This is a genomic window from Botrimarina mediterranea (assembly GCF_007753265.1).
Taxonomy (GTDB): Bacteria; Planctomycetota; Planctomycetia; order Pirellulales; family Lacipirellulaceae; genus Botrimarina; species Botrimarina mediterranea.
This window is the reverse complement of sequence record NZ_CP036349.1, coordinates 5,141,453-5,161,597: the sequence shown is the minus strand read 5'-3', so window position 1 is coordinate 5,161,597 and position 20,145 is coordinate 5,141,453. Positions and strand designations below refer to the sequence as shown.

Annotated in this window: 15 protein-coding genes; 3 read left to right on the top strand and 12 right to left on the bottom strand. The window is 65.3% G+C overall.

The window, feature by feature from the left end; translation table 11 throughout:
• Nucleotides 1-51: 51 nt before the first annotated feature.
• The 12 genes from Spa11_RS19835 to Spa11_RS19785 all read right to left on the bottom strand — a co-directional run bounded on the left by Spa11_RS19835 (nt 52) and on the right by Spa11_RS19785 (nt 13,038).
• Nucleotides 52-846, bottom strand: a complete 795-nt coding sequence (locus Spa11_RS19835; RefSeq protein WP_145115947.1) for an ABC transporter permease — start codon at nt 844-846, stop codon at nt 52-54.
• Nucleotides 847-939: 93 nt separating this feature from the next.
• A complete protein-coding gene (locus Spa11_RS19830) occupies nt 940-2,016 on the bottom strand; it encodes a type 2 periplasmic-binding domain-containing protein (RefSeq protein WP_145115943.1) in 1,077 nt (358 codons plus the stop codon).
• A gap of 181 nt (nt 2,017-2,197) precedes the next feature.
• Nucleotides 2,198-3,007 carry a PspA/IM30 family protein gene (locus Spa11_RS19825; RefSeq protein WP_145115940.1) on the bottom strand — a complete coding sequence of 270 codons (810 nt, stop codon included), beginning with the start codon at nt 3,005-3,007 and terminating at the stop codon, nt 2,198-2,200.
• Between the two features lie 94 nt (nt 3,008-3,101).
• A complete protein-coding gene (locus Spa11_RS19820; protein ID WP_145115936.1) occupies nt 3,102-3,827 on the bottom strand; it encodes a hypothetical protein in 726 nt (241 codons plus the stop codon).
• A 327-nt stretch (nt 3,828-4,154) separates the two neighbouring features.
• Nucleotides 4,155-5,669, bottom strand: a complete 1,515-nt coding sequence (locus tag Spa11_RS19815) for a phosphate ABC transporter substrate-binding/OmpA family protein (RefSeq protein ID WP_145115932.1) — start codon at nt 5,667-5,669, stop codon at nt 4,155-4,157.
• Between the two features lie 128 nt (nt 5,670-5,797).
• Nucleotides 5,798-6,730 carry a vWA domain-containing protein gene (locus Spa11_RS19810; RefSeq protein WP_145115928.1) on the bottom strand — a complete coding sequence of 311 codons (933 nt, stop codon included), beginning with the start codon at nt 6,728-6,730 and terminating at the stop codon, nt 5,798-5,800.
• A 420-nt stretch (nt 6,731-7,150) separates the two neighbouring features.
• Entirely contained in the window at nt 7,151-9,001 is a 1,851-nt protein-coding gene (locus tag Spa11_RS19805; protein WP_145115924.1) for a hypothetical protein, read from the bottom strand.
• Between the two features lie 362 nt (nt 9,002-9,363).
• The gene (trmB, locus tag Spa11_RS19800) at nt 9,364-10,032 is read right to left on the bottom strand and encodes a tRNA (guanosine(46)-N7)-methyltransferase TrmB (protein ID WP_145115920.1); all 669 of its coding nucleotides are present in this window, start codon (nt 10,030-10,032) and stop codon (nt 9,364-9,366) included.
• Between the two features lie 98 nt (nt 10,033-10,130).
• On the bottom strand, nt 10,131-10,913 hold the full coding sequence (locus tag Spa11_RS19795) for a rhomboid family intramembrane serine protease (protein WP_145115916.1): 783 nt from the start codon (nt 10,911-10,913) through the stop codon (nt 10,131-10,133).
• A 177-nt stretch (nt 10,914-11,090) separates the two neighbouring features.
• The gene (locus tag Spa11_RS19790) at nt 11,091-11,603 is read right to left on the bottom strand and encodes a 3-hydroxyacyl-ACP dehydratase FabZ family protein (RefSeq protein WP_145115912.1); all 513 of its coding nucleotides are present in this window, start codon (nt 11,601-11,603) and stop codon (nt 11,091-11,093) included.
• Nucleotides 11,604-11,737: 134 nt separating this feature from the next.
• The gene (locus Spa11_RS23655; RefSeq protein ID WP_369299134.1) at nt 11,738-11,836 is read right to left on the bottom strand and encodes a 50S ribosomal protein bL37; all 99 of its coding nucleotides are present in this window, start codon (nt 11,834-11,836) and stop codon (nt 11,738-11,740) included.
• Between the two features lie 278 nt (nt 11,837-12,114).
• Nucleotides 12,115-13,038 (bottom strand): hypothetical protein, encoded by a 924-nt coding sequence (locus Spa11_RS19785; RefSeq protein ID WP_145115908.1) that lies wholly within the window; start codon nt 13,036-13,038, stop codon nt 12,115-12,117.
• A gap of 432 nt (nt 13,039-13,470) precedes the next feature.
• Between Spa11_RS19785 and Spa11_RS19780 the strand changes: the two genes are divergently transcribed.
• The 3 genes from Spa11_RS19780 (at nt 13,471) to Spa11_RS19770 (ending at nt 20,125) form a co-directional block, all read left to right on the top strand.
• A complete protein-coding gene (locus tag Spa11_RS19780) occupies nt 13,471-15,690 on the top strand; it encodes a BBP7 family outer membrane beta-barrel protein (RefSeq protein ID WP_145115904.1) in 2,220 nt (739 codons plus the stop codon).
• A gap of 477 nt (nt 15,691-16,167) precedes the next feature.
• Nucleotides 16,168-19,734, top strand: coding sequence for an aminotransferase class I/II-fold pyridoxal phosphate-dependent enzyme (locus Spa11_RS19775; RefSeq protein ID WP_145115900.1), 3,567 nt, complete (start codon nt 16,168-16,170; stop codon nt 19,732-19,734).
• A gap of 118 nt (nt 19,735-19,852) precedes the next feature.
• A complete protein-coding gene (locus Spa11_RS19770) occupies nt 19,853-20,125 on the top strand; it encodes a WXG100 family type VII secretion target (protein ID WP_145115895.1) in 273 nt (90 codons plus the stop codon).
• Nucleotides 20,126-20,145: the final 20 nt, after the last annotated feature.

The following is a 20,145-nucleotide window of genomic DNA, read 5'->3' as shown; positions in this document are numbered from 1 at the left end:
GCTAGGACAACGTAATCGGCGTCGGGAGACGCCTCCTACAGTTGTAATTCCCTAAGCCCTGAACCACGGACAGAGCCAACGCCTCAGCCGAATCAGCACCCCGTCGATCACCAGCCCCGCGACCGCCAGGATCGCCAGATAGGTGTAGACGACGTTCATGTTCTGCAGCCGCGACTGCATCCGCAGCGTGTAGCCGAAGCCGACATCCGCCAGCGCGAACTCCGCCGCGATCAGGAAGACCATCGCCGGGCCGACCGAGAGCCGGGCGTTCTCGATGATCCTTGGCAGGATCTGCCGCAGCACCACTTCCCAGACCACTTCGAAGTGCGACGCGCCGAGCGTGTACGACTTGTTGATCGTGTGCTCATCGACGTCCTGCTGCGCCGCTTGAGCGATCGACTGGGCCAGCGTCGGGAAAATGCCGAACGCGATCAGCGCGACGAAGATCTGCACGCCGGTCACGCCGAAAAAGACGAAGTAGACCGCGAGCATCGCGGTGGGCGGGATCTTGGCGAAGAACGAGATCGGCGGCAGCAAGAGGGCCTCGACGGCAGGGAAGCACCCCATCGCCAATCCGACAACGAACGCCAACAGCACGCCGCCGCCCACGCCCAGGCCAAGCCGCCACGCCGACGCGCGCACGTCCTCGAAGAACTCGATGCCCCCCTCGTGGTTGATCATCCGCTGCCAGCCCTCGACGAACTGCGAGAGGTTGGGCAGCGTCTTGTTCTTCGGGTTGGCGACGTGCGCCCGGTGCGACATCCATGCGTAACCCCCCACCAGCGCCGCCACGGCCACGGCAAAGAGGGCGACGCGCGTCGTGCGGCGGATCGGTTGGCGGATCATACGATGAATTGACGATTCGCCCCTTCACTTAGCCCCCGGTCATTGACCGGGGGCTAAATAAGGGACACGGATTCCCGGCGCGACACGCGAAGTTCACTTCGCGTCGTACGCCTTCATATACGACGCATCAAAGTTGAGCTGCGCCGCCGCGTCACCAAAGCCCACTGTCGGCTTCTCGCTAACGATGTCGTGCGTGACACAGAACTCGACCACCGCGGGCATCGTCGTTCCTTGAAACTCCTCCTTCTCGAAGAGGCCAACCCCCGCGTCGGGCGTGGCGTACATCTTGGTCTCTTGGACGACGATCTCCATGTCCTCGGCGCCGAGGCTGCTGAACTTCTCACCCAGCGCTTTGAGCGTCGCTTCGCGCGTGTCGGCGGCGTCGAGTTGCTTATTCACTTCGTAGAACGCCTTCAGCACGGCTTCGACGCACTTGTCGGCGCCCGGCTTGCCGAGCGCGTCCTTGCCGACCACGACCATGTCGATGATCTCTTCGGGGATGTCTTTCGAGTCGAACATCCGCTTCGAGCCGTCGCGGTCGCGGAGCGTCTGCAGCACGAACGGGTTCCACACCATGATCGACTTCACCGCATCGTCCCCCGTCTGCATGGCGAGGGCGGCGTTCGCCGGGTCCATGTTCTTGAACTCGAAGTCATCCGGGTTCTGCCCGGCGACCTCGAGCCCGCGCTCGAAGGCGTATTGCGAAACGGACTTCTCCAGCCCGTAGGTCGGCGTTCCCTTCAGCGCCTCGATCGAATCGATCCCGACGGCGATGCACGCGTCGGCGCCGGCGCTGGTCGAGGTCGGCAGCACCGCGACCGAGTCACGTCCCGTCGCTGGGGCGAGCGCGTCCATGTTCGTGATGCAGACGGCGTCCACCGTGCCATTGGCGTACTGGCTAAGGCAAGCCTCGTAGTCGGCCTGCACCAGGACGATGTCAACGCCTAGCTCTTTCTCGATCGAACCCATCTCACCCTCGGCCTTGTTGAGCAGGCCCTTCTCATGAGCGACGCCGAAAACGCTCCAACTCGGATATTCGCTCCAAGCAAGACTGAGCACCGGCGCGTCCTTCGGCGGCGTCGCAGACGAGCCGCCAGGCGTTGTCGTCGACTGCTTAGTGCAGCCGGCAAGGGCCACGAGGACGAGTGAGCAAGCGAGTAGTGATCGCATGGCTTCTCCTGGTAGGGTCCGCTGTGCGGACCGTGGATTGGATTCTGCGGTGGTGAGGGTTCAACGACCAGATTGATTGTGGGAGGGGTCTCCAGACCCCGATGACGGTATCCATTCCGATGCGGGGTAGTGCGCGTAATCGGCGTCTGGAGACGCCTCCCGCAATTCAAACGACTCTTCGTCAGCCTTCGGGGATTCTTGTCTTATCCGCGGCGGGAGAATCCGTGTCGGGCTTCTGTGCGATGCCGATGAGGGCGTCGAACTCGTCGTTCGCTTGGCTGTCGGACGCGTACTGCAGGAAGTCGTTCTCGGCCTGCTTGGTGTCGAGGCCCGCCAGCTCGCGGCTCACCCGCGCCCCCGCCGAGGCCTTCTGCCGTAGTTCGCGCAACTCACGCAGCTCTTCGCTGGTCTTGTCGTCGGCGATGCCCGACATCAGGTCGGCGATTTCTCTCTCTTCCTTTGCCGAAAGGATCGTCGCGACGGCGTCGTGCTTCTCCTCGGCCAGCTTCTCCAGGTCGCGCATCTGCGTTTGGATCTGCACCTTGTGGCGGTTGACGTTCTCCACCAACTGCTCGAGGTCCGTCTCGATCTCCGCGACGCGAGCCTGTTTCTCGGCGAGGGTGCTCGAAAAGTCCTTGAAGGCCGCTTGGCACTTCAGGTACTCGGGGTCGTTGCGCGTCGCCTCGGGGTCGCCGTTGTGCTGCGCGGCCACCTGCTGCGCCTTCGCCGCCGCGCCCGCCTTGAGCTTCTCCAGCCGTTGGATCTCTTCGGTGAGGCCCTTGAGCTTCTGCTTCTTGGTCTCCTCCTGGGCGACCATTGCCGCGATCGCGTCCTTGTATTGATTGATCCGCGCGCGCTTCTCGTGGATGATCCGGTCGTAGTTCGCCGAGACCACCCCCGGGTTCATGCGGAGCGTCTCGCTCGCCTTGTCGATGCGGAACGTGACCAGGTACCAGACCGCACGGGCGTACTTGCCGATGGCTCGGAACATAGGAAGCCTTTAGGGGTTAGCTGTTAGCCGTTAGCGATTTGAAAGCAGTTAGCCCTGGAATAGCTAACCGCTAACAACGAATCGCTAACAGCTCCTACTCAAACTCTTTCTCGTCATAAACCCGCGACTCGCCTAGCGACTCCATCCGCTCGTCGGCGCGGCGGGCGACTTCGATCGTGGCGTCGAGTTCCTCACGGAGTTTAGCCAGGTCCTCGTTGTCATTGTTGTCGCGTTTGGCTTGCAGGGCGTTGTAGCGCTCGACCGTCCGCATCAGGTGATTCACCGTCAGCACCACCTCGTCCACCGCGGCGCTGCGTTGTTCGAGCAGCGGCGCCCGCGTGCCGGGGGGCAGCTTACGCGATTTCTCCCATAGCTCGTGCGAGTATTCCAGGTGCCGGACGGATGCGTCAAACAGCCGCCGCACGTTGTCGCGGATAGCGATCGTCGCGGCGCTGCGGGGCGGGTCCTCTTCGAACAGCTCGTGCAAAGCCCGCAACCGCCGCAGACACTCTTCGTCGCGCTCGTCGCTATCTTGGGTCAATTTCATCGCCAGGGCGTCGAGATGAGCCCGGCGGTCGGCCTGCTTCTTGGCCTCTTGGTAGTTGTGCGCCTGCTCGGTGAGCTTCTCGACGCCAAAGATCAACCGCGAAGCCTGGACCCCCGCGCCGATCAGCACCCCGGCGAGGCCGATCAGGTTGAGCGTCAGGTTCCCCCCCGCGCCCCAAGAGAGCATCCAGGCACTCAGGCCGGCCACGGTCGGGACGAGCGTCCACGGGGACACGAAGAGGTCGAGCAGCACCTTCTTCTTAACTTCGTCCATCAGGTGACGCGGTTCTCAACTCTTCTTGGTGGTGTGCGGATTGCAGGAAAGTAGATAGGGGGATGAATGGAGATAAGGGGGATGGACGTTGCAGGGGCGGGGTGATTCCGGATGGCGATCCTTTTCATGCTTGTGCTCTTGTAGGAGGCGTCTCCGACGCCGATTGCGGTGTCCTTGCCGTACTCGACATGGTGCGTCATCGGCGTCGGAGACGCCTCCTACAAGGACTCCCGTTGAAGGATTTTCTTGCCGAGCTACTAGCCCAATCAGAAGACCATCCCCCGTATCCCCCCTTCATCCCCCTATCTCCTTTCCTGCATTGCGTCCTCAATAGGAAGGCTCACCCAACACGAAGGTAACCGAAGTTTCGCCACTGGGGTCGACGCCGATCGCGCGGAGTCGGTCTTTATCGACGCCGTGGCTGACGAGGTAGCTCTCGACCGCTTTGGCCCGCTGCGACGCGAGCCGCTTGTTGGCCTCGAGGTCTCCCTGCCGCGACGCGTTGCCGCGGACCGTGACATAGTAACGGGTCGAGGCGAGCACGCCAGCGAGCGCGTCGAGCTGCGACTGACTCCGCTCGGTGAGTCGGTCGGTCCCTCTTGCGAAGACCAGCGTCGGCGCCCGGGCCGTGCCGACCGCCGTCAGCGCGTTCCACTGCTTGTCGGTGAGCGCCGGCAGCCGCACGCCGCGGACCTCCTCGCCCGAGGCGCCGGGCTGGAACCCCTGCAGGTCGTCCCACACCGACGCCAGATAGAGGTAGTTGGGATTGCCGTCCGTGGGGTCGGCCGCGATCGCCCCCGTCTCGATCAACACCGCCGTGATCGACGCGATCATGTCTTCCAAGAGCGGCAGCGACGCGCTGTCGGCCTTCCCCATGTGGGCGAGGTTCTCGCGCGCGTTCTTCCACCACACGCCGTCGACCAGCCGCTCGGCCTCTTCGCTGGTGAGCTTCGTCCCGCTCTTGGCCGCGTCGCGTTTCACGAGCTCGACGCGCGCCGCCTCCTCGCGAAACGCATAATTTGCTTGGAAGTAAGCCTTCACGACATCGACGACCGTGCCGCGGTTCTTCGCTACAAAATCGTCGCTTGCCACCAGCACGTCGGTGATCGCCGCCGGGAACCGCGAGCTATCGACCACAACGTGCACCTTCGGGTTCTTGAGCATCTGCGTGACGTACGGCTCCCAAAGCACGTACGCCAACCGATCGACGGGCCGCGCGTCCTTGTAACGCGCCACCACGGCCGCGGCGTCCTTCACCTTGGTGAACGGGTCGCTGGCGAGCTGGTCGAGTTGGAAACGCGACATCACCACCCGCGCGAGCGTCTCGCTCGGCGAGTCGGGCGTCAGCACGAACCGCGTGTCGGGGTGATTGAGCGCGTCGATGTTGGGGATCGTCTCCTTGTAGGCGACGATCGCGTCGGCGCCGACCGTCTCGTCGAGCAGCGCGACGATCGTTGCCGGCAGTTGCCCCGCGTCCGCGCTCGTCTTCACCAGGGCGTCGATCGTGAACACCGCCATATCGGCGTCGCCCCGGCGCAGCGCTTCGAGCCGTGCGGGGTAGTCGGCGCCGTCGTCGGTGATCGTCAGCCGGACGCCCGTCTTCCGCATCTCCTCGGCGAATTCCGGCGAACGCAGCACGGCGTAGCCGCTGAAGCCATCCAGCGCGAGCTTAACCTGCGAACGGTACAGGCTTTCGGATCCGCCACGCTGCCGCTCCTCGGCCTCACGCTCCGCTTGGGTCTTGGCGACCGCCGGCGCAAAGACGAACCGCCAGACGCCGACCCCAAACCCGAGGATGACGAGCCAGACGATCGCGACGGCGAGGAGTTTTGCTTTGGACAACGGTTTGTAGGGGAGAGCTGATGCTGTAGGAGGCGTCTCCAGACGCCGATGACGGTGTCTTGGATCGAGCCGGTGGCGGTTGTATTTAGCCCCCGGTCAATGACCGGGGGCTAAATGACGGGAAGTCGTTAGCGATAGCGGTTGGATTTCTTCTTGGCGGACAGCAGGCGGGTGACGATGAAGAACGCGATCACGAGGAAGATGAACAGCCGGGAGAATCCGCCGCCGTTCTCGGGCGCGTTGGGTTGGGGCGCCGGTTGTGGATTCGGAGCCGCTTGCCAAGGCGCTGGCGGCTTAGCGGCGTCGCCCCTCGCAACCACCCCCGTTCCGTTCAAGGGCGTGTTGGGCTGAGTCGCCAGCGCCGTCAGCGACGCGGCCGCGATCTCCGCCGGCATCGGGGCGAGGACCTCGAAGTCCGACTCTTGGAACAGGTCCTGCGCACGCCCCGAAGTCTCGCCGAGCACCACCGCCGAGATCGCCTGTTCGAGCGACGCCGGGTCCGTGGCGTTGCGGTAGGTATTCGCGCGGGTGGCGAGGCTGTGCTGCTGCGCCATCGAGACGCCGATCACGTCCACTAGCACGCCGCGCGCTTGTACTTCGGGCAGATAGCGCTGAACGAGATTGCCGTCGGTCGCCTCGCCGTCGGAGACCACCAGCAGCTTGTAGTCGCCGTAGCGGTTTGCTTCGCGCGCGGCGAGCAGCGCGTCGGTCGCCGTCTTCATCGCGCCGCCCAGCGGCGTCGGTCCGCCCGCCATCACGCGCTCGATCGCTTGTCGGGTCGCTGCCGGATCGACGGGCCCGAGCTCCAGCAGCCAATCCTGGCCGACCCGTGGCGGGTTGAGCAGCAGCACGCCCACCTCCGCGTCGGCAGGCGCGCGGTCGAGCACCGTTTGTAGCGAACGCTTGGCCGCGTCCATCCGCGTCCCGCCCCCCGGCATCCGCTCGGCCATCGAGCCCGAGTTGTCGAGGATCACCACGACGTGCAGCCCCGCATCGGCTATTGCCGCGGAAGCCAACGCCGCCGTGAGTATCGCGAAGCTAACCGCCAACCATCGGTGCATTGGGTTCGCTCGCTGTGAGGAAGTTGAACTTAGTGGAAAGCGACTCGTCGTTCACACCGACGACTAACGTCGCCGGCTCGCCGCAACTCGTTAAATCGCAAGCTCGCTCAGCGCTTTATCCCCCTCCCTTTCAGGGAGGGGCTAGGGGAGGGTCGGCGGCGTCCAGCGCATCCTCGCTCAAACAGCTATTGGTTCTTGAGCAGTTCGGTACACAGAGCTAACACAGCCCGAAACGTTTCACCCTCCCCCTCGTTTCCCGAGGAAGGGCCTCCCTGAAAGGGAGGGGGACCAAAGCGTCTCCTTGTTACGCCGCGCACCAATCGACCATCCCCAATATCTCCTCGCGATGCGGTTGCATGATCATGCGACGCATGTGCTGCAACGCTGCTAAGCCGCAAGCGCCCCCGTCCCCATATCCCCTCAGAAATCGAAATCCGACTCCTGCAGCGCCTCCGGGTTTACCTTCACGATCCGGAACTCGACGCGCATGTTCTGCTTCGCCTCGGCCATGCTTGTCGGCTTGGCGATCACGGGGTCGGAGATGCCGGCGCCCACAGGTTGCAGCTGCGACAGGTTGACAGCGATGTCTTGCTTGCGGGCGTAGGCGGCGATCGCTTGGCGGACCGCGTCGGCGCGGGCGAGCGATAGGTTTAGCGCCGCCTGCATCGTCTGCTGGGGGCTGTCGGCCGAGCCCTCGAACGCGCCGGTTTGAATCAGCTGCACCATCTGGTCCATCTGCGAGAGGTCGAGCTCGCGCGACTGGCCGCCCGAGTTGATGAAGTAGCGGTAGTCGCCCTGCGTGCCGGTGCGGCGGAGGATGCCTTTCTCCAGTCCCGCCTTCACAAGCTGCACCAGCGTCTTGGTCGGGTCGCTGTGGCCGCGGATCACGACCGCCGCGCCGCCGAAGGTGCTCGCCGACTTCAGCGCCCGATCGAACTCGGCGCCGTACCGATCGACCGAGAAGTCGGTCTGGTTGGGCTCGAAGGCGATCGTGAAGCTGACGATCGTGTTCTCGTCGAGGTCGTCATCGAGGAACTCGCCGACGCCCTCGCCCTCGACAATCATCTTGGGCTTGGCGTAGGCGACGCCCGCCATGACTGCGATCTTCTGGTAGTCGAGCCCCGCGGGGTCGAACCCATATCGCCCCTTCGCGTAACCCCACTTTGTCGCTAGGTCGAGGGACGAAGCCAGCTTGGCGTTGAAGCCGTTGAGGTTGCCCGACTGTTCGAAGAACGCGATCTGGCCCGGCAGGTTGACGAAGCGGCAATCGAGCAGCAATCCGTGCGCGTCGACCTCGAGCGTTGGCAGCACCTCTTCGCCGAAGATCGTCTGGCACATCGCGAGCAACTTGCGGTACTCCGGTGACAGCTTCTGAGACTCTTCGAAGCCGTCACGCAGGGGTTTCACCACATCGGCGCCGCTCAGATAGCCGGCGACGAACTTCTCGACGAAGGGCCGGTTCGCCTTGAACCAGTCGCTCCGCACCGCGTAGACGTCGGCGATCGAGCGCGACATGTTCTGCGTTGAGACCAGCACGTGGGCGCCGCTGACGGTCCCTTCGGCGCCGGTCCCCTTCGAGTCGAGGCCGCCGGTGAGGCCGATCATGTCGGGCGTGATCACACAGCAAGCGTCGATCGACGCGTCGCTGCGGAACTTCTCGGCCGCGCCGCTTGGTCCGGTGAGGTCTTTGACGAAGACGATCTCAACATCGTCGTTGGTGAACTGCGCCGCGGCGAGCGCGTCATAAAGCAGGCCGACGTGCGGTCCGCCTTGCTGACACGCGACGCGAACCTTCTTTCCTGAACGTTTGAGATCGTTCAGCGTCTTCAAGCCTTCCCGCGCGACGATGTGGTCGCCGGCGCTCCACGAGAGCTGCAGGATCACGACCGGCTTGGTGCGCGGGTCCTTGCCGATCACCTCGCTCGCTTGGGCGAGCATGCTGAACGTGCCGCGGAGGAACGGCGTCTTGCCGCCGACGTAGTCGCGCACTTGTTGGACGAAGTCGTCGCCCGCGGTGAGCTTGAGCTTCAGCCCCGAGCGGCCGTAGATCGAGTCGCCCGTCGTCTCGAGCCCGCCGTTGGCGTAGAACGTCGCCGCGTCGCCCCCCCACGTGATGTAGGGGACGTTCACGACGCCACGGTCCTGCACGGGTTGCACCGAGAGCGGCCCGGTGATGCCCGAGAACAACTCCTGCGCGACAGCCGAGCTGCCCAGGCAGACGGCGAGGCAAACGGCAAGGGCGAACGCAACAAAACGCGACCAGCGCGGCATGGCAGCGACTCCAAGGATTGAGTGCGACAGCGTCACCAAGCAAACGTCAGCACGACCAAGCATCAGCGCGGCGAGCCGGGAGCGTCAGCGACCGGAGGGCACCCGGCGCCCGCTTCCCTCCGGTCGCTGACGCTCCCGGCTCGCCTCCGTGTCGTAACGGCTCTTCGCCGACGACGACCGAATCTTGGGCTGATTTTACCGCACCGCGCGGCTAAAACCTAAGACGAAGTGAGAGGAGTTTTTGGCAGGAATTAGAGGAGCAACAGCATGGCTGGGCGGGGTGTTTACAGAACCGGGGGCTAAGGCCCCGCGGCTGATGAGCGCCCGCCACGATTAGCCGCGGGGCCTTAGCCCCCGGTTCTTCAACCGCCTAGCTTCACGAACTCCGACCGGTACACCGGCTCGCCGTTCTTCCGCGTGCGGCGTTCGAAGTGGGTGTGGAAGTCGAGGTCGTGCTCGCTCTCGGGTTCTTCCACGGGGTGCGGGCCCGTCAGCGGCAAGCGAGGCGACGCGGCGCGCATCGCGTCGATGATCTCGAGCGTCGAGACGTAGTACTCCTCGACGTCGGTCCAGAAGTGCAGCACGCCCCCCGGGCGCAGCGTGCGGCCGACGTCGGCAAGGAACGCCTCGTTCAGCACGCGGCGCTTGCGGTGCCGGGCCTTCCACCACGGGTCGGGGAAGTATACGTGCACCGCTTCGAGCGAGGCGTCGGGCACGAGCTCACGGAACACCCGCAGCGCGTCGCACGCCGCGATGACGCCGTTCGTGCGACCGTCCCGCAACAGGTTCGCCGCGGCGAAGCGGGCGTACTTGAAGGCGACCTCGATGCCCAAGAAGTTGTGCTCCGGGTTCGCCGCCGTCGCGCGGCGCAGGAACAGCCCCTTGCCGCTGCCGACCTCGATCTCGAGCGGACGATCCACGTCGAAGAGCGAAGCCGCGTTCTCCCACGGGTTCGGCAAGTCATCGAACGACAACAGCTTCCCGGTGAGGTCGAGACCTTCGTGAACGTTACGAACAGCGCGGCGGCCCATGAGGAGAGGGGCTAGGGGCTAAGGGGATAAGGGATTTGGGACAGAGCATCAGGGCGATTCCTTCCCTTAGCCCCTCAGCCCCTCAACCCCTAGCCCCTCTAAAAATCAAACATCTCGCGGCTCTCGGTCCGCCAGTCTTTGTCGGGGGGATGGGCGCCGATCGTCAGCAGCGGCATCAGCACCAGGCCGGCGACGAAGCCGCCGATGTGCGCCCAGAAGGCGACCGACGCGTTCACGTCGGCCGGGGCGCCGAGGCCCTCGACGCCCATCAGCATCTGGATCAAGAACCAACCGCCGAGCACGACCAGTGCCGGCAGGTCGAACAGGAGCGGGATGCCGATGAAGATCAGCGTCCGCACTTTCGCTGTTGGGAAGGTGATCGCGTAAGCGCCGAGCACCGCCGCCACCGCGCCCGACGCGCCGATGACCGGCTGCGTGCTCATCGGGTCGATCGCCCACTGCGCGAGCGTCCCCAGCAAGCCGCCGACGATGTAGAAAAACGGGTAGACGAACCGCCCGAGCCGGTCCTCGACGTTGTCGCCGAAGACCCACAGCATCCACATGTTCGAGAGCAGGTGCAGGATGCCGCCATGCATGAACATCATCGTCAGCAGCGTCGGGTAAACCTCTTCGGCCTTCGTCGAGAGCTGCACGACGAGCACCTGGTTTCCCGGCATCTGGTTCTGCGAAATGACCGGCGCCGGGTCGTCGAGCCGCGTTAGCCGCTGCGGCACGAAGCCACGCTCGTAGACCGCGCGGACGAATCCCTCGGGCCCGTTCTGGACCGACACCCAGAAGCAGAACACGTTGGCCACGATCAGCGCGATCGTGACGATCGGCAGCCGGGCGTGCGGGTTGCGGTCGTAGAGCGGAAAGAGCATGCGGGGCCTACGGCGGGACGGAGGCGATTCAACGCTGGGGCAGGGCGGTGTCTGTATGCTAACCGCAAACCGCTTGTGCGGAGGGGCGAGGGGCTAAGGGGATGAGGGGCTAAGGGAACGCGCAGGCGTTCCTCCGTCTTCCCTCAGCCGCTTAGCCCCTCAACTCCTAACCCTTTCCTACAACCCCGCAGCGCGGAGGGCTTCGACCGGGATCGGGATGCCGATCAGCTGGCCCTCGCAGACGAGGCCGCCCTTCACGAAGCACTCGAAGCGGCTGCGGATCATGCGTCCCTTGCGGGCCTGGATCAGCTGGTTGGCGATCACGAGTCGGTCACCCGGCACGACGGTACCGCGGAAGCGGACCTCGTCGAGCCCGCCGAAGCCGACCATCTCGCAGCCCAAGAGGTCGTACCGCTGCGTGAAGTACGACGCCAGCTGCGCCGCCGCCTCGCACATAATGACACCGGGCATCAGCGGCATGCCGGGCATGTGCCCGGGGACCCAGAACTCGTCCTCGGTGATGTCCTTGTAGCCCGCGACCGTGTTCGTTTCGAGGCACTCGTAAACGACCGCCGTCAGCTGCTCAATCGCGCCGCGTTGAGGGATCAAACGACGGATCTCTTCGATGCCAGCGACCTGCTGGCTGAAGTCGAGCGAGTTCGGGTCGAGTATCGGGTCCTTGGCCGGCACGGGGGCCTCCGATCCGAGGGATGGGGGACGCAAGCAAAAGCGAAACGAACCGCCAAGGGGCGATCCGTCGAGCGGGGCGGCAAACACCCCAGATTCAGGTCAAAGCGACGCAACGGCGTGGTTACGACCCGCTATCAGGTTTTCACCTTCTGGCGACGCGACTTGCGCGGACGGCTGCAAGCCGGGCGGGCGCCGTGGTTGGCCTTCTTCACTTTGCGATTGGGCTTGGCCATCGCTGGTTCCTTGGAGGTAGCTAGCTGGGTAAATAGGGGAGCCCCGTAATCTACCAGACACATTCGGCCAGGGCGAGGCCTCTCAACCGCATGTTTCTACGTGAGCCGTCGGCGCTAGCCGCGGGTGGAAGTGGCCAGTTGCTCAAGAGTCCAACGGCGGCGCCACCTGCGGCTAGCGCTGACGGCTCACACGGCCTTAGCCGCGGGCGCCAGCCAGCGGCCGGAGGTGGGATGCGGCCGCTGGCTACCGCCCGCGGCCGAGACCCCCGTGATGCCCCCTACTCGGCCAAGTCCCAAGCCGTCACCCATTGCTTGCCGGTCTGCCGCAGGCCGAAGCGCTCGCGGAGATGCTTGTCCATGTCGGTCAGGTGCCCGGCGCCATAGAAGACGGCGAACGACTTCTTCCCGGCGGCGACTTCGCGGTCGAGCACGTCCAGGGCGGTGCGGTTCCGCTCGTGGATCAGGGTGGTCCCCTTCTCGCCGCCGAAGCTGGTAAGCAGCCCGTCCAGCTGGGTCAGCTGCCCGGCGAGGGCCATCTTCATCCTCCGGGGACGGTCCTTCGAGAACATCGCCTTCATCAGGTCGAACTCGGCCGACTCACCCTTCGAGGCGGTCTTCGTCTGCTCGGCGATCCCCTGGCCCATCATCCGGAAGTAGAGCTTCAAGAACCCCTCGTCGCGGGCCTCCATCGTGGAGAACAGCTGCTCGGGCGACATGTCCGCATGGACGAAGTTGGGCCGGGTGTAGTCGACGATCTCCAATTGATGTTCTAAGTCCAGCAGCCCCTTCATGCCGTTTTGCATGGCCCCGAGCGGGTTGTCGCTGCCGACCCGGCCCCCCTTGGGGACGACGGTCCCCTCCGGCGCGACCAGCTCGAAGAGCACCGCGTCGTAACCCTCGAACCGCTTGTTGAGGTCGCGGTAATAGGCCCGGTCGCCGACATGGATGGCGCCCACAAGGTCCACTCGCACCGGCCCGGCGGCGCCGGGGGGCGTCCCCTCATAGCGGCCAATCGCCGTCTGAAGAGCCGTAACGCTGCCGTCCTTGTCCGTTAGCGACCGCACCCACTCGTCATCCCCACCCGCCGCTTGCGGCTTAGCGGGGGCCTCGGCGGTCGCCGCCTGCTTCTGACCCCAAACCGGCGCAGCCGCCGCCAAGGAGAGCAACAGCGGCAGAAAACGTCCCGGACGGCGGATAAACACGGCAGGGCCTCAAGGGGCAAGTAAGAGCAGGGGGCTACCTCCATTTCTACCACCCTCAGGGCCACGGGGTAGCGGGAAAGTACGACCGGGTGAGCCGTCGGCCCTCGGGCCGGTGGGACGAGGGGCTGAGGATCTAAGGGGCTAAGGGGCCGCGCAGGCGGCCCCCGTGTCTTTCCCTCAGCCCCTTAGAACCTCAGCCCCTCAGCCCCTCCTCTGCTGCCACCCGCGCTAGCGCCGATGACTCATGGCGCCGCTAGCGGCGCCAGCCTGTACGACCGAAAAAACCGGCAAGGTTTGCCACTGCCCCTCAACTGTTGCGACCGGCCTCACCGATACGAATAGCACAGACCGAACCGGGCGCTGCCGCGCAAGTGCGACGCGCCCGCCCTCTTCGCGATCATCCGAGCGAAATAGCCCGTGCTGAGGAAGCCGATGTCCGCCTCGCGTAAATGCCTGCTGGCCGCCGCCCTGTGTGGCGCCATGACGCCAACCGCTACGACCTGGGCCCAGGGTGGCGCCTATGGGGCTAAGGCGATTGTCGAACACAACGACCTCCGTTGGTTCGAGCCCGTCGAACTCGACATCGACGGCCAAATGCCGCACCGCACCGCGGGGTGGTTCGCCACAATCGACAAGCTCTACTGGGCGACGAACAATCCGCGAGTCGAGATCGGCCAGGAAGGCAAGACGGTCGACAGCGAGCGGATCTACCGCGCCCCCAGCAACGACCTGGCGCTCAGCGCGTTGCAGCAGATCGAGTCTCTCGACTTCATCGACAGCTTGTCGGAGAACCTCAGCTACACCGGCGTCCAGTTCGTGATCGCGAACACCAGGGGCACCGACTCGCTGACCGACGATATCAAGTCGCCGTTCGACACCTCGACCTTCACAACGGTGGCCGACCTCAGCGCCGCGATCACGGCCTTCAATACCGACGCCGCCAATATCGCGAACAACCTCACGGTCCGTGTCGGCGGTGAGCCCACTCCCTACCAAGTCCGTAACAGCATCCGCGACGCGATGCCTGACGCCGGTTGGGCTTGGGGTGAGCGGTACTCGTTCGGCTACAGCGACGGCGAACAGGGCTGGATGGTCGAAATCCTCGACGGGCCCGAGTCGAACGCCGGTGGCACCTGGGGCGCCGGCGAAGCCTCTCCGTACACCAGCCAATCGGGCACGGCCGTCTACGGTCCGGACCCGTACTACCTCGGCGACCTCGAGGACGACGACGGCGACGGCGAGGGCGACGGCGACGGCCCGACCAACGACCTCTTCGCCCTGGGCTTCGGCAGCGTTGCGGTCAACTTCAACCTGCCTACCCCCGACTTCCTGAACGGTTATCGCGACTACTTCAACAACTCGTCCGGCGCCGCTGGTGGCACCCAGACCGGCCCGATCATGTACATCGGCAACTACGGCGCCTTCGAGGACGACACCTCGCCGTTCGACATCACGGGCAACCCCGGCTTTACGGTGGTCAACGTCCAGGACGCCCTCACGGCAATCAGCACCTACAATCTGCAGGCCAGCGACCCGCCGACCGTGGACCCAAACGAGACCATCCTCCAGCAGCAAATCAATATCATTCTGGCTGACGTCAACCAAACCCAGACGATCATTAACGGGCTTGAAGACGAGGAGAACGAAGTACTCGATCTCTTGGCCGCTAACGTGTTCAACACGGTCGCTACCCTGCAAGCCGCTCAGAACGCGCTGGCCAACGCCAACGCCGGGATGGTGCCGCCGAACCAACTCGATGCCGAAATCGCCGCGGTGTCACAAGCCCTGGCCGCCTTCAATACGGCCTTGGCGGGAATTGTCCTGGAAGTCGAGGAAGGCGACGGCGAGGGCGACGGCACGGGCGACCTCGACACGCGTCTGGCCGACGACCTCGACGGCAACGGCCAGGCCGGCACCTTCCGCGTCCTCGCCGACATCGACGGCGACGGCGTCATCGAGCCGGGTGAGATCATCGCGATCATCAACAACTTCGGCGACCTCCACACGTTCAACATCTTCTTCGACCAGGTCACGATCCGTAACCGGACCGAGATCGATGGCGTCGAGCTGATGCGGATGCACGATATCTCGACCCGTCACAAGCTGGAGCAAGGACGGTTCGACGACATGCGGTTCACCTACGGCGTCCGCTTCCTGCAGATCAAGGACGACTTCTACTTCCAAGGCCTGGGGAGCATCCTCGGACGCACCTCGGTCGATACCGACGTCGAGAACCAGATCGTCGGCCCCCAGATGGGCCTTCGCTGGACCCGTGTCGATGGCCCCTGGAACTTCAGCCTCGAGGCCCGCGGCATGGTCGGCTACAACATCGTCGATGTCGATCAGTACGGCCTCTTCGCCGAAGAGGCGATCCCCGGCGCCCTCAACCGCTCGGCGACGGCTCGGACCACCGCCAGCGTCGACGGCAACCGCTTCGACGAGTTCTCGCCGATCGGCGAACTGCGGGCTCAGCTCAAGTACCGCCTGGCGGATTCGATCTCGCTCCAAGCCGGTTACACCGCGAAGTTCGTCGGCAACATCCACCGCGGCAGCACCGCCACGGCTTGGAACGCCCCGGACTTCGGCATCTACGACCGCAAGGGCGACCTGTTCACCAACGGTCTGAACCTTGGTGTCGAGTTCCGTCACTAAGAACCGCCAGCGGACATGACGACAACACGAGGGGCGGGCCGCCAACGGCCCGCCCTTTTTTTTGTTAGTAGCGGCCAGCTTCTTGGTCCCCAGTGGGCCCCTGATGAGCCGTCGGCGATAGCCGCGGGTGTAAGTGGCTACCCGTGCGCACCCGCGGCTAGCGCCGACGGCTCAAGCAGCCTGGCCGACCCGACGGGAAAGGCCTCGGCCGCCGCCTGCGGCACGTCTGCGGGTTACTCCGGCGGCGCCGGCTGGCTCGGCGCTTTCTCACCGCTAGCAGCAAACATGACGCTGGATCGGGCGTAAGAACGGACGATTCACTCCCGATGAGCCGCTAGCACGCTCTCCGTAGGATGCGGGTTGCCGTAGTGGGTAGCTGGATATTACCTAACCCATCCAGTTTAATGCGGCTTCCGAGCGACTGCCGATCCTGCGCGAGGCGCGGGGGGCAAGGCCTGTCCTCACGAAGAGAAACCCGTGTCGAACTACGATCCTACGTACAACTACGGGCTCACGCCCGACATCGTTGACCTCGTCGGCCTGCTGCGTCAGCGGGCGACCACGCTGGGTCAGCAGCGCGCTTTCACCTTCCTCATCGATGGCGAGCAGCAGCGCGAGCACCTGACCTACGCCCAGCTCGACGCCCGCGCCCGGGCGATCGCCGGCTACCTGCAGAGCCGCGGCATGGCGGGCCAGCAGGCCCTCTTGCTGTACCCGTCGGGCCCGCAGTTCATCGCGGCGTTCTTCGGCTGCCTCTACGCCGGCGTCGTCGCCGTGCCCGCCTACCCGCCGCGGCGGAACCGCAACCTCGAGCGCATCCGCTCGATCATCGGCGACTGCCAGCCGCAGATCTGCCTGACGACCGACGACGTCCTGGCCCGCATCGAGCCGGTCTTCTCCGACGCGCCCGACCTCGCGGCGCTGGAGTGGAAGTGCACCCGCGAGCTCGGTGAGGCCGAGGCCGCTCAGTGGACCGATCCAGAGATCGACCCCTTCACACTGGCCTTCCTCCAGTACACCTCCGGCAGCACCGGCGCGCCCAAGGGCGTGATGGTCAGCCACGGCAACCTGCTCCACAACACCCAGCTGATCTCGCGGTCTTACCAGACCCGGCCGGACGGCATGGGCGTCACGTGGCTGCCGCTCTACCACGACATGGGCCTCATCGGCGGCATCCTCCAGCCGATCTACTTCGGCCGGCCCACGCACGTGATGACGCCGACCCACTTCCTGCAGAAGCCGCTGCGCTGGCTGCGGGCGTTGTCCGACACAGGGGCGTCGATCAGCGGCGGCCCCAACTTCGCCTACGACCTCTGCGTCGAACGGATCACCGCCGACGAGAAGAAGTCGCTCGACCTCAGCCAGTGGGAGATCGCCTTCAACGGCGCCGAGCCCGTCCGCGCCGACACGATCGAACGCTTTACCAAGGCGTTCGCGCCGTGCGGCTTCCGGCCCGAGGCGTTCTACCCGTGCTACGGCCTCGCCGAGGCGACCCTGATGGTCACGGGCGGCGACAAGTGGCTCGCGCCGCCGATCCGCGCGTTCGACGCCGCCAAGATGAACGAAGGCGTCGCCGAGACCGTCGAAGCCGGCGCCGAGGGTTCGGTGCGGTTGGTCAGCTCGGGGCACAGTGCGCCCGACCAAGAGGTCGTCATCACCGACCCCGAGACGCTCGCCGAACAACTCCCGGGCAACGTCGGCGAGATCTGGGTCCGTGGGCCCAGCGTCGCGCAAGGATACTGGGGCCGTGAGGACGCGACGCGCGAGACCTTCGGCGCCCATCTGGCCGACGGCCGCGGGCCCTTCATGCGCACCGGCGACCTCGGCTGTTTCCATGTTGGCGCCAATGGGACGCCCGAGTTGTTCGTCAACGGCCGCCTCAAGGACCTCATCATCCTCCGCGGCGTTAACCATTACCCGCAGGACATCGAGCGCACGGTCGAAGAGGCCCACGAATCGCTGCCGGTCGGCGCGGGCGCCGCGGTGTCGGTGGGCGTCGATGGCGCCGAGCAGCTCGTCATCGTTCAAGAGGCGCCGCGCGACCGCGACGCCGACCTCGCCGAAGTCTGCGCCGCGATCCGCAGCCAGCTCGGCAAGATTCACGAGGTGAGCCCGCGCGAAGTGGTGCTCATCAAGCCGAACTCAATCCCCAAGACCTCCAGCGGCAAGATCCAGCGCCACGCCAGCCGCATCGCCTACGAAGCGGGTGAGCTCGAAGTCGTCGCTGTTGGCAAGACCGATGGCTCGGTCGAGGTCCACCGCGAGCGCCGCCGTCGAGATCACGACGATGCTCCCGTGGTGAAGGCGCCCGCTAAGCCGCAAGCGAAGGTTGAAGTCGCTACTTCCGCAGGCGCCGCCGCGTCGAGCGACGGCATCGTCGATCGCGTCATGGCCGTCGTCCGCAGCGTCGCCCAAGAGCGCGCCGCGAACCTGTCGCTCGACACCGACATCGCCGGCATGGGGCTCGACTCGCTCGAGCGGATGGAGATCGTCGCGGCGCTGGAGCAAGAGTTCGGCGGCCGCTTCAACGAAGAAGCCATCCTCTCGATGGAGACCTGCCGCGACGTCGTCAAGCAGGTCCGGGTGCTGCTGAATCTGCCCGAGGGAAACGACTCGGCCCCCGAAGGAAATCGTGTGGGGGAGTCCAGCAGAGGTTCGACCCTCCCGCCGCCAACCCCGGCGGGCCAAGCGAATCGCGTCTCCGGCAATGGATCGCCCACGCCGAAGGCGAAGAAGGAAGTGGCCGCCAGTGATTACATCTTCGCCGAGTCGGCCGAGTACCGCCGTCTCAAACAGACGATGGAGCTGGCGACCGCCTCGGGCCTGAAGAACCCTTACTTCACGCAGCACGAAGGGATCACCAACGACACCACCACGATCGGCGGCAAGAAGTACATCAACTTCTGCAGCTACAACTACCTCGGCATGTCGGCCGAGCCGTCGGTGATCGACGCGGGGCAGCAAGCGCTCGAGCAGTACGGCGCGAGCACCTCGGCGAGCCGCGTCGTGTCGGGCGAGAAGACGATCCACCGCGAATTGGAGAAAGCAATCGCCGACTTTATCGGCGTGGACGACGCCATCGTCATGGCGAGCGGCCACTGCACCAACGAGTCGGTCATCGGCCACCTCTTCGGCCCCGGCGACCTGATTCTCCACGACGCGCTGGCGCACAACAGCATCATCCAGGGCTGCAAGCTCTCCGGCGCTCTGCGGCGGGCCTTCCCGCACAACGACGCCGTCGCGTGCGGCAAGCTGCTCGAGCAGTACCGTCACGAGTACCGCAAGGTGCTGATCGTCATCGAGGGCGTCTACAGCATGGACGGCGACTACGCCGACATCCGACCGTTCGTCGAGCTGAAGGAGAAGCACAAGACGTACCTGATGATCGACGAGGCCCACTCGATCGGCACCATGGGCCCCACGGGCCGGGGCATGAGCGAGTTCTGGAACGTCGACCCCGCGCGGGTCGATCTCTGGATGGGCACCATCAGCAAGGGCCTCGGCAGCTGCGGCGGTTACATCGCCGCGAAGCGCGAGATCATCGAGTACCTCAAGTACACGGCGCCGACATTCGTCTTCTCCGGCGGCGTGTCGCCGGCGAACACCGGCGCGGCGCTCGCGGCGCTGCGTCTCTTGGACGCCGAGCCCGAGCGTGTCGCCAAGCTGCACGCCAACGCCGAGCTGTTCCTGACACTCGCCAAGAAGGCGGGCTTCAACACGGGACCGGCGAAGGGGACGGCGATCGTGCCGATCATCACCGGCGACTCGCGGATGGCGTTGGCGATGTCGATGGCCATGTTCGAGCGCGGAGTCAACGTCCAGCCGATCCTCCACCCCGCGGTAGAAGAGGCCGCCGCCCGGTTGCGGTTCTTCGTCACCTCGGCGCACAGCGAGGAGCAGATCCGCCGGACGATCGACCTCTTGGTCGAGTCCCGCGACGAAGTCGTGAAAAAGCTCGCCACGGCGGGCCCGGCGGCAATAGCCCCCATGCCGAGGGGCGAAACGATGATGGCCGCCTCGACCGGCGTCGCGACGCCCGCGTAAGCGGGGCCTCGTGTCGATGTGGTGGTATAATCGAGCGTAGTTCCTCCGGAAGCGTCAGCGCCCGGAGTGGACCCGGAACCCGCTCCCCACTCGACTACACCAGCCCCCGCGTCCCGCGATGTCCCAAGCAATCGTCGACCCGAACGAGCTGCGCCGCTTCGCCAACAACCTGCGGCGGTTCAACAGCGAGCTCGAGGAACGCATGACGTCCCTCGGCGCACAGCTGCACGCCCTGGGCACGAGCTGGCGTGACCAAGAGCACAAGAAGTTCGTCGAGGACTTCGAGCAGCAAGCCAAAGCGATCAAGCGCTACATCGAAGTCACCAACGAACACGCCCCGTTCCTGATCCGCAAAGCAGAACGGATCGAGGAGTATCTGCAGCAGCGCTGACGCTTTGGGACGAGGGGCTG

Coding starts and splice junctions, on each gene's coding strand:
- Spa11_RS19795 (WP_145115916.1), bottom strand. CDS start 10,913: ATGCTCTTTCCGCTCTACGACCGCAACCCGCACGCCCGGCTGCCGATC.
- trmB (WP_145115920.1), bottom strand. CDS start 10,032: ATGGGCCGCCGCGCTGTTCGTAACGTTCACGAAGGTCTCGACCTCACC.
- Spa11_RS19810 (WP_145115928.1), bottom strand. CDS start 6,730: ATGCACCGATGGTTGGCGGTTAGCTTCGCGATACTCACGGCGGCGTTG.
- Spa11_RS19830 (WP_145115943.1), bottom strand. CDS start 2,016: ATGCGATCACTACTCGCTTGCTCACTCGTCCTCGTGGCCCTTGCCGGC.
- Spa11_RS19805 (WP_145115924.1), bottom strand. CDS start 9,001: ATGCCGCGCTGGTCGCGTTTTGTTGCGTTCGCCCTTGCCGTTTGCCTC.
- Spa11_RS19835 (WP_145115947.1), bottom strand. CDS start 846: ATGATCCGCCAACCGATCCGCCGCACGACGCGCGTCGCCCTCTTTGCC.
- Spa11_RS19825 (WP_145115940.1), bottom strand. CDS start 3,007: ATGTTCCGAGCCATCGGCAAGTACGCCCGTGCGGTCTGGTACCTGGTC.
- Spa11_RS19820 (WP_145115936.1), bottom strand. CDS start 3,827: ATGGACGAAGTTAAGAAGAAGGTGCTGCTCGACCTCTTCGTGTCCCCG.
- Spa11_RS19780 (WP_145115904.1), top strand. CDS start 13,471: ATGTCCGCCTCGCGTAAATGCCTGCTGGCCGCCGCCCTGTGTGGCGCC.
- Spa11_RS19770 (WP_145115895.1), top strand. CDS start 19,853: ATGTCCCAAGCAATCGTCGACCCGAACGAGCTGCGCCGCTTCGCCAAC.
- Spa11_RS23655 (WP_369299134.1), bottom strand. CDS start 11,836: ATGGCCAAGCCCAATCGCAAAGTGAAGAAGGCCAACCACGGCGCCCGC.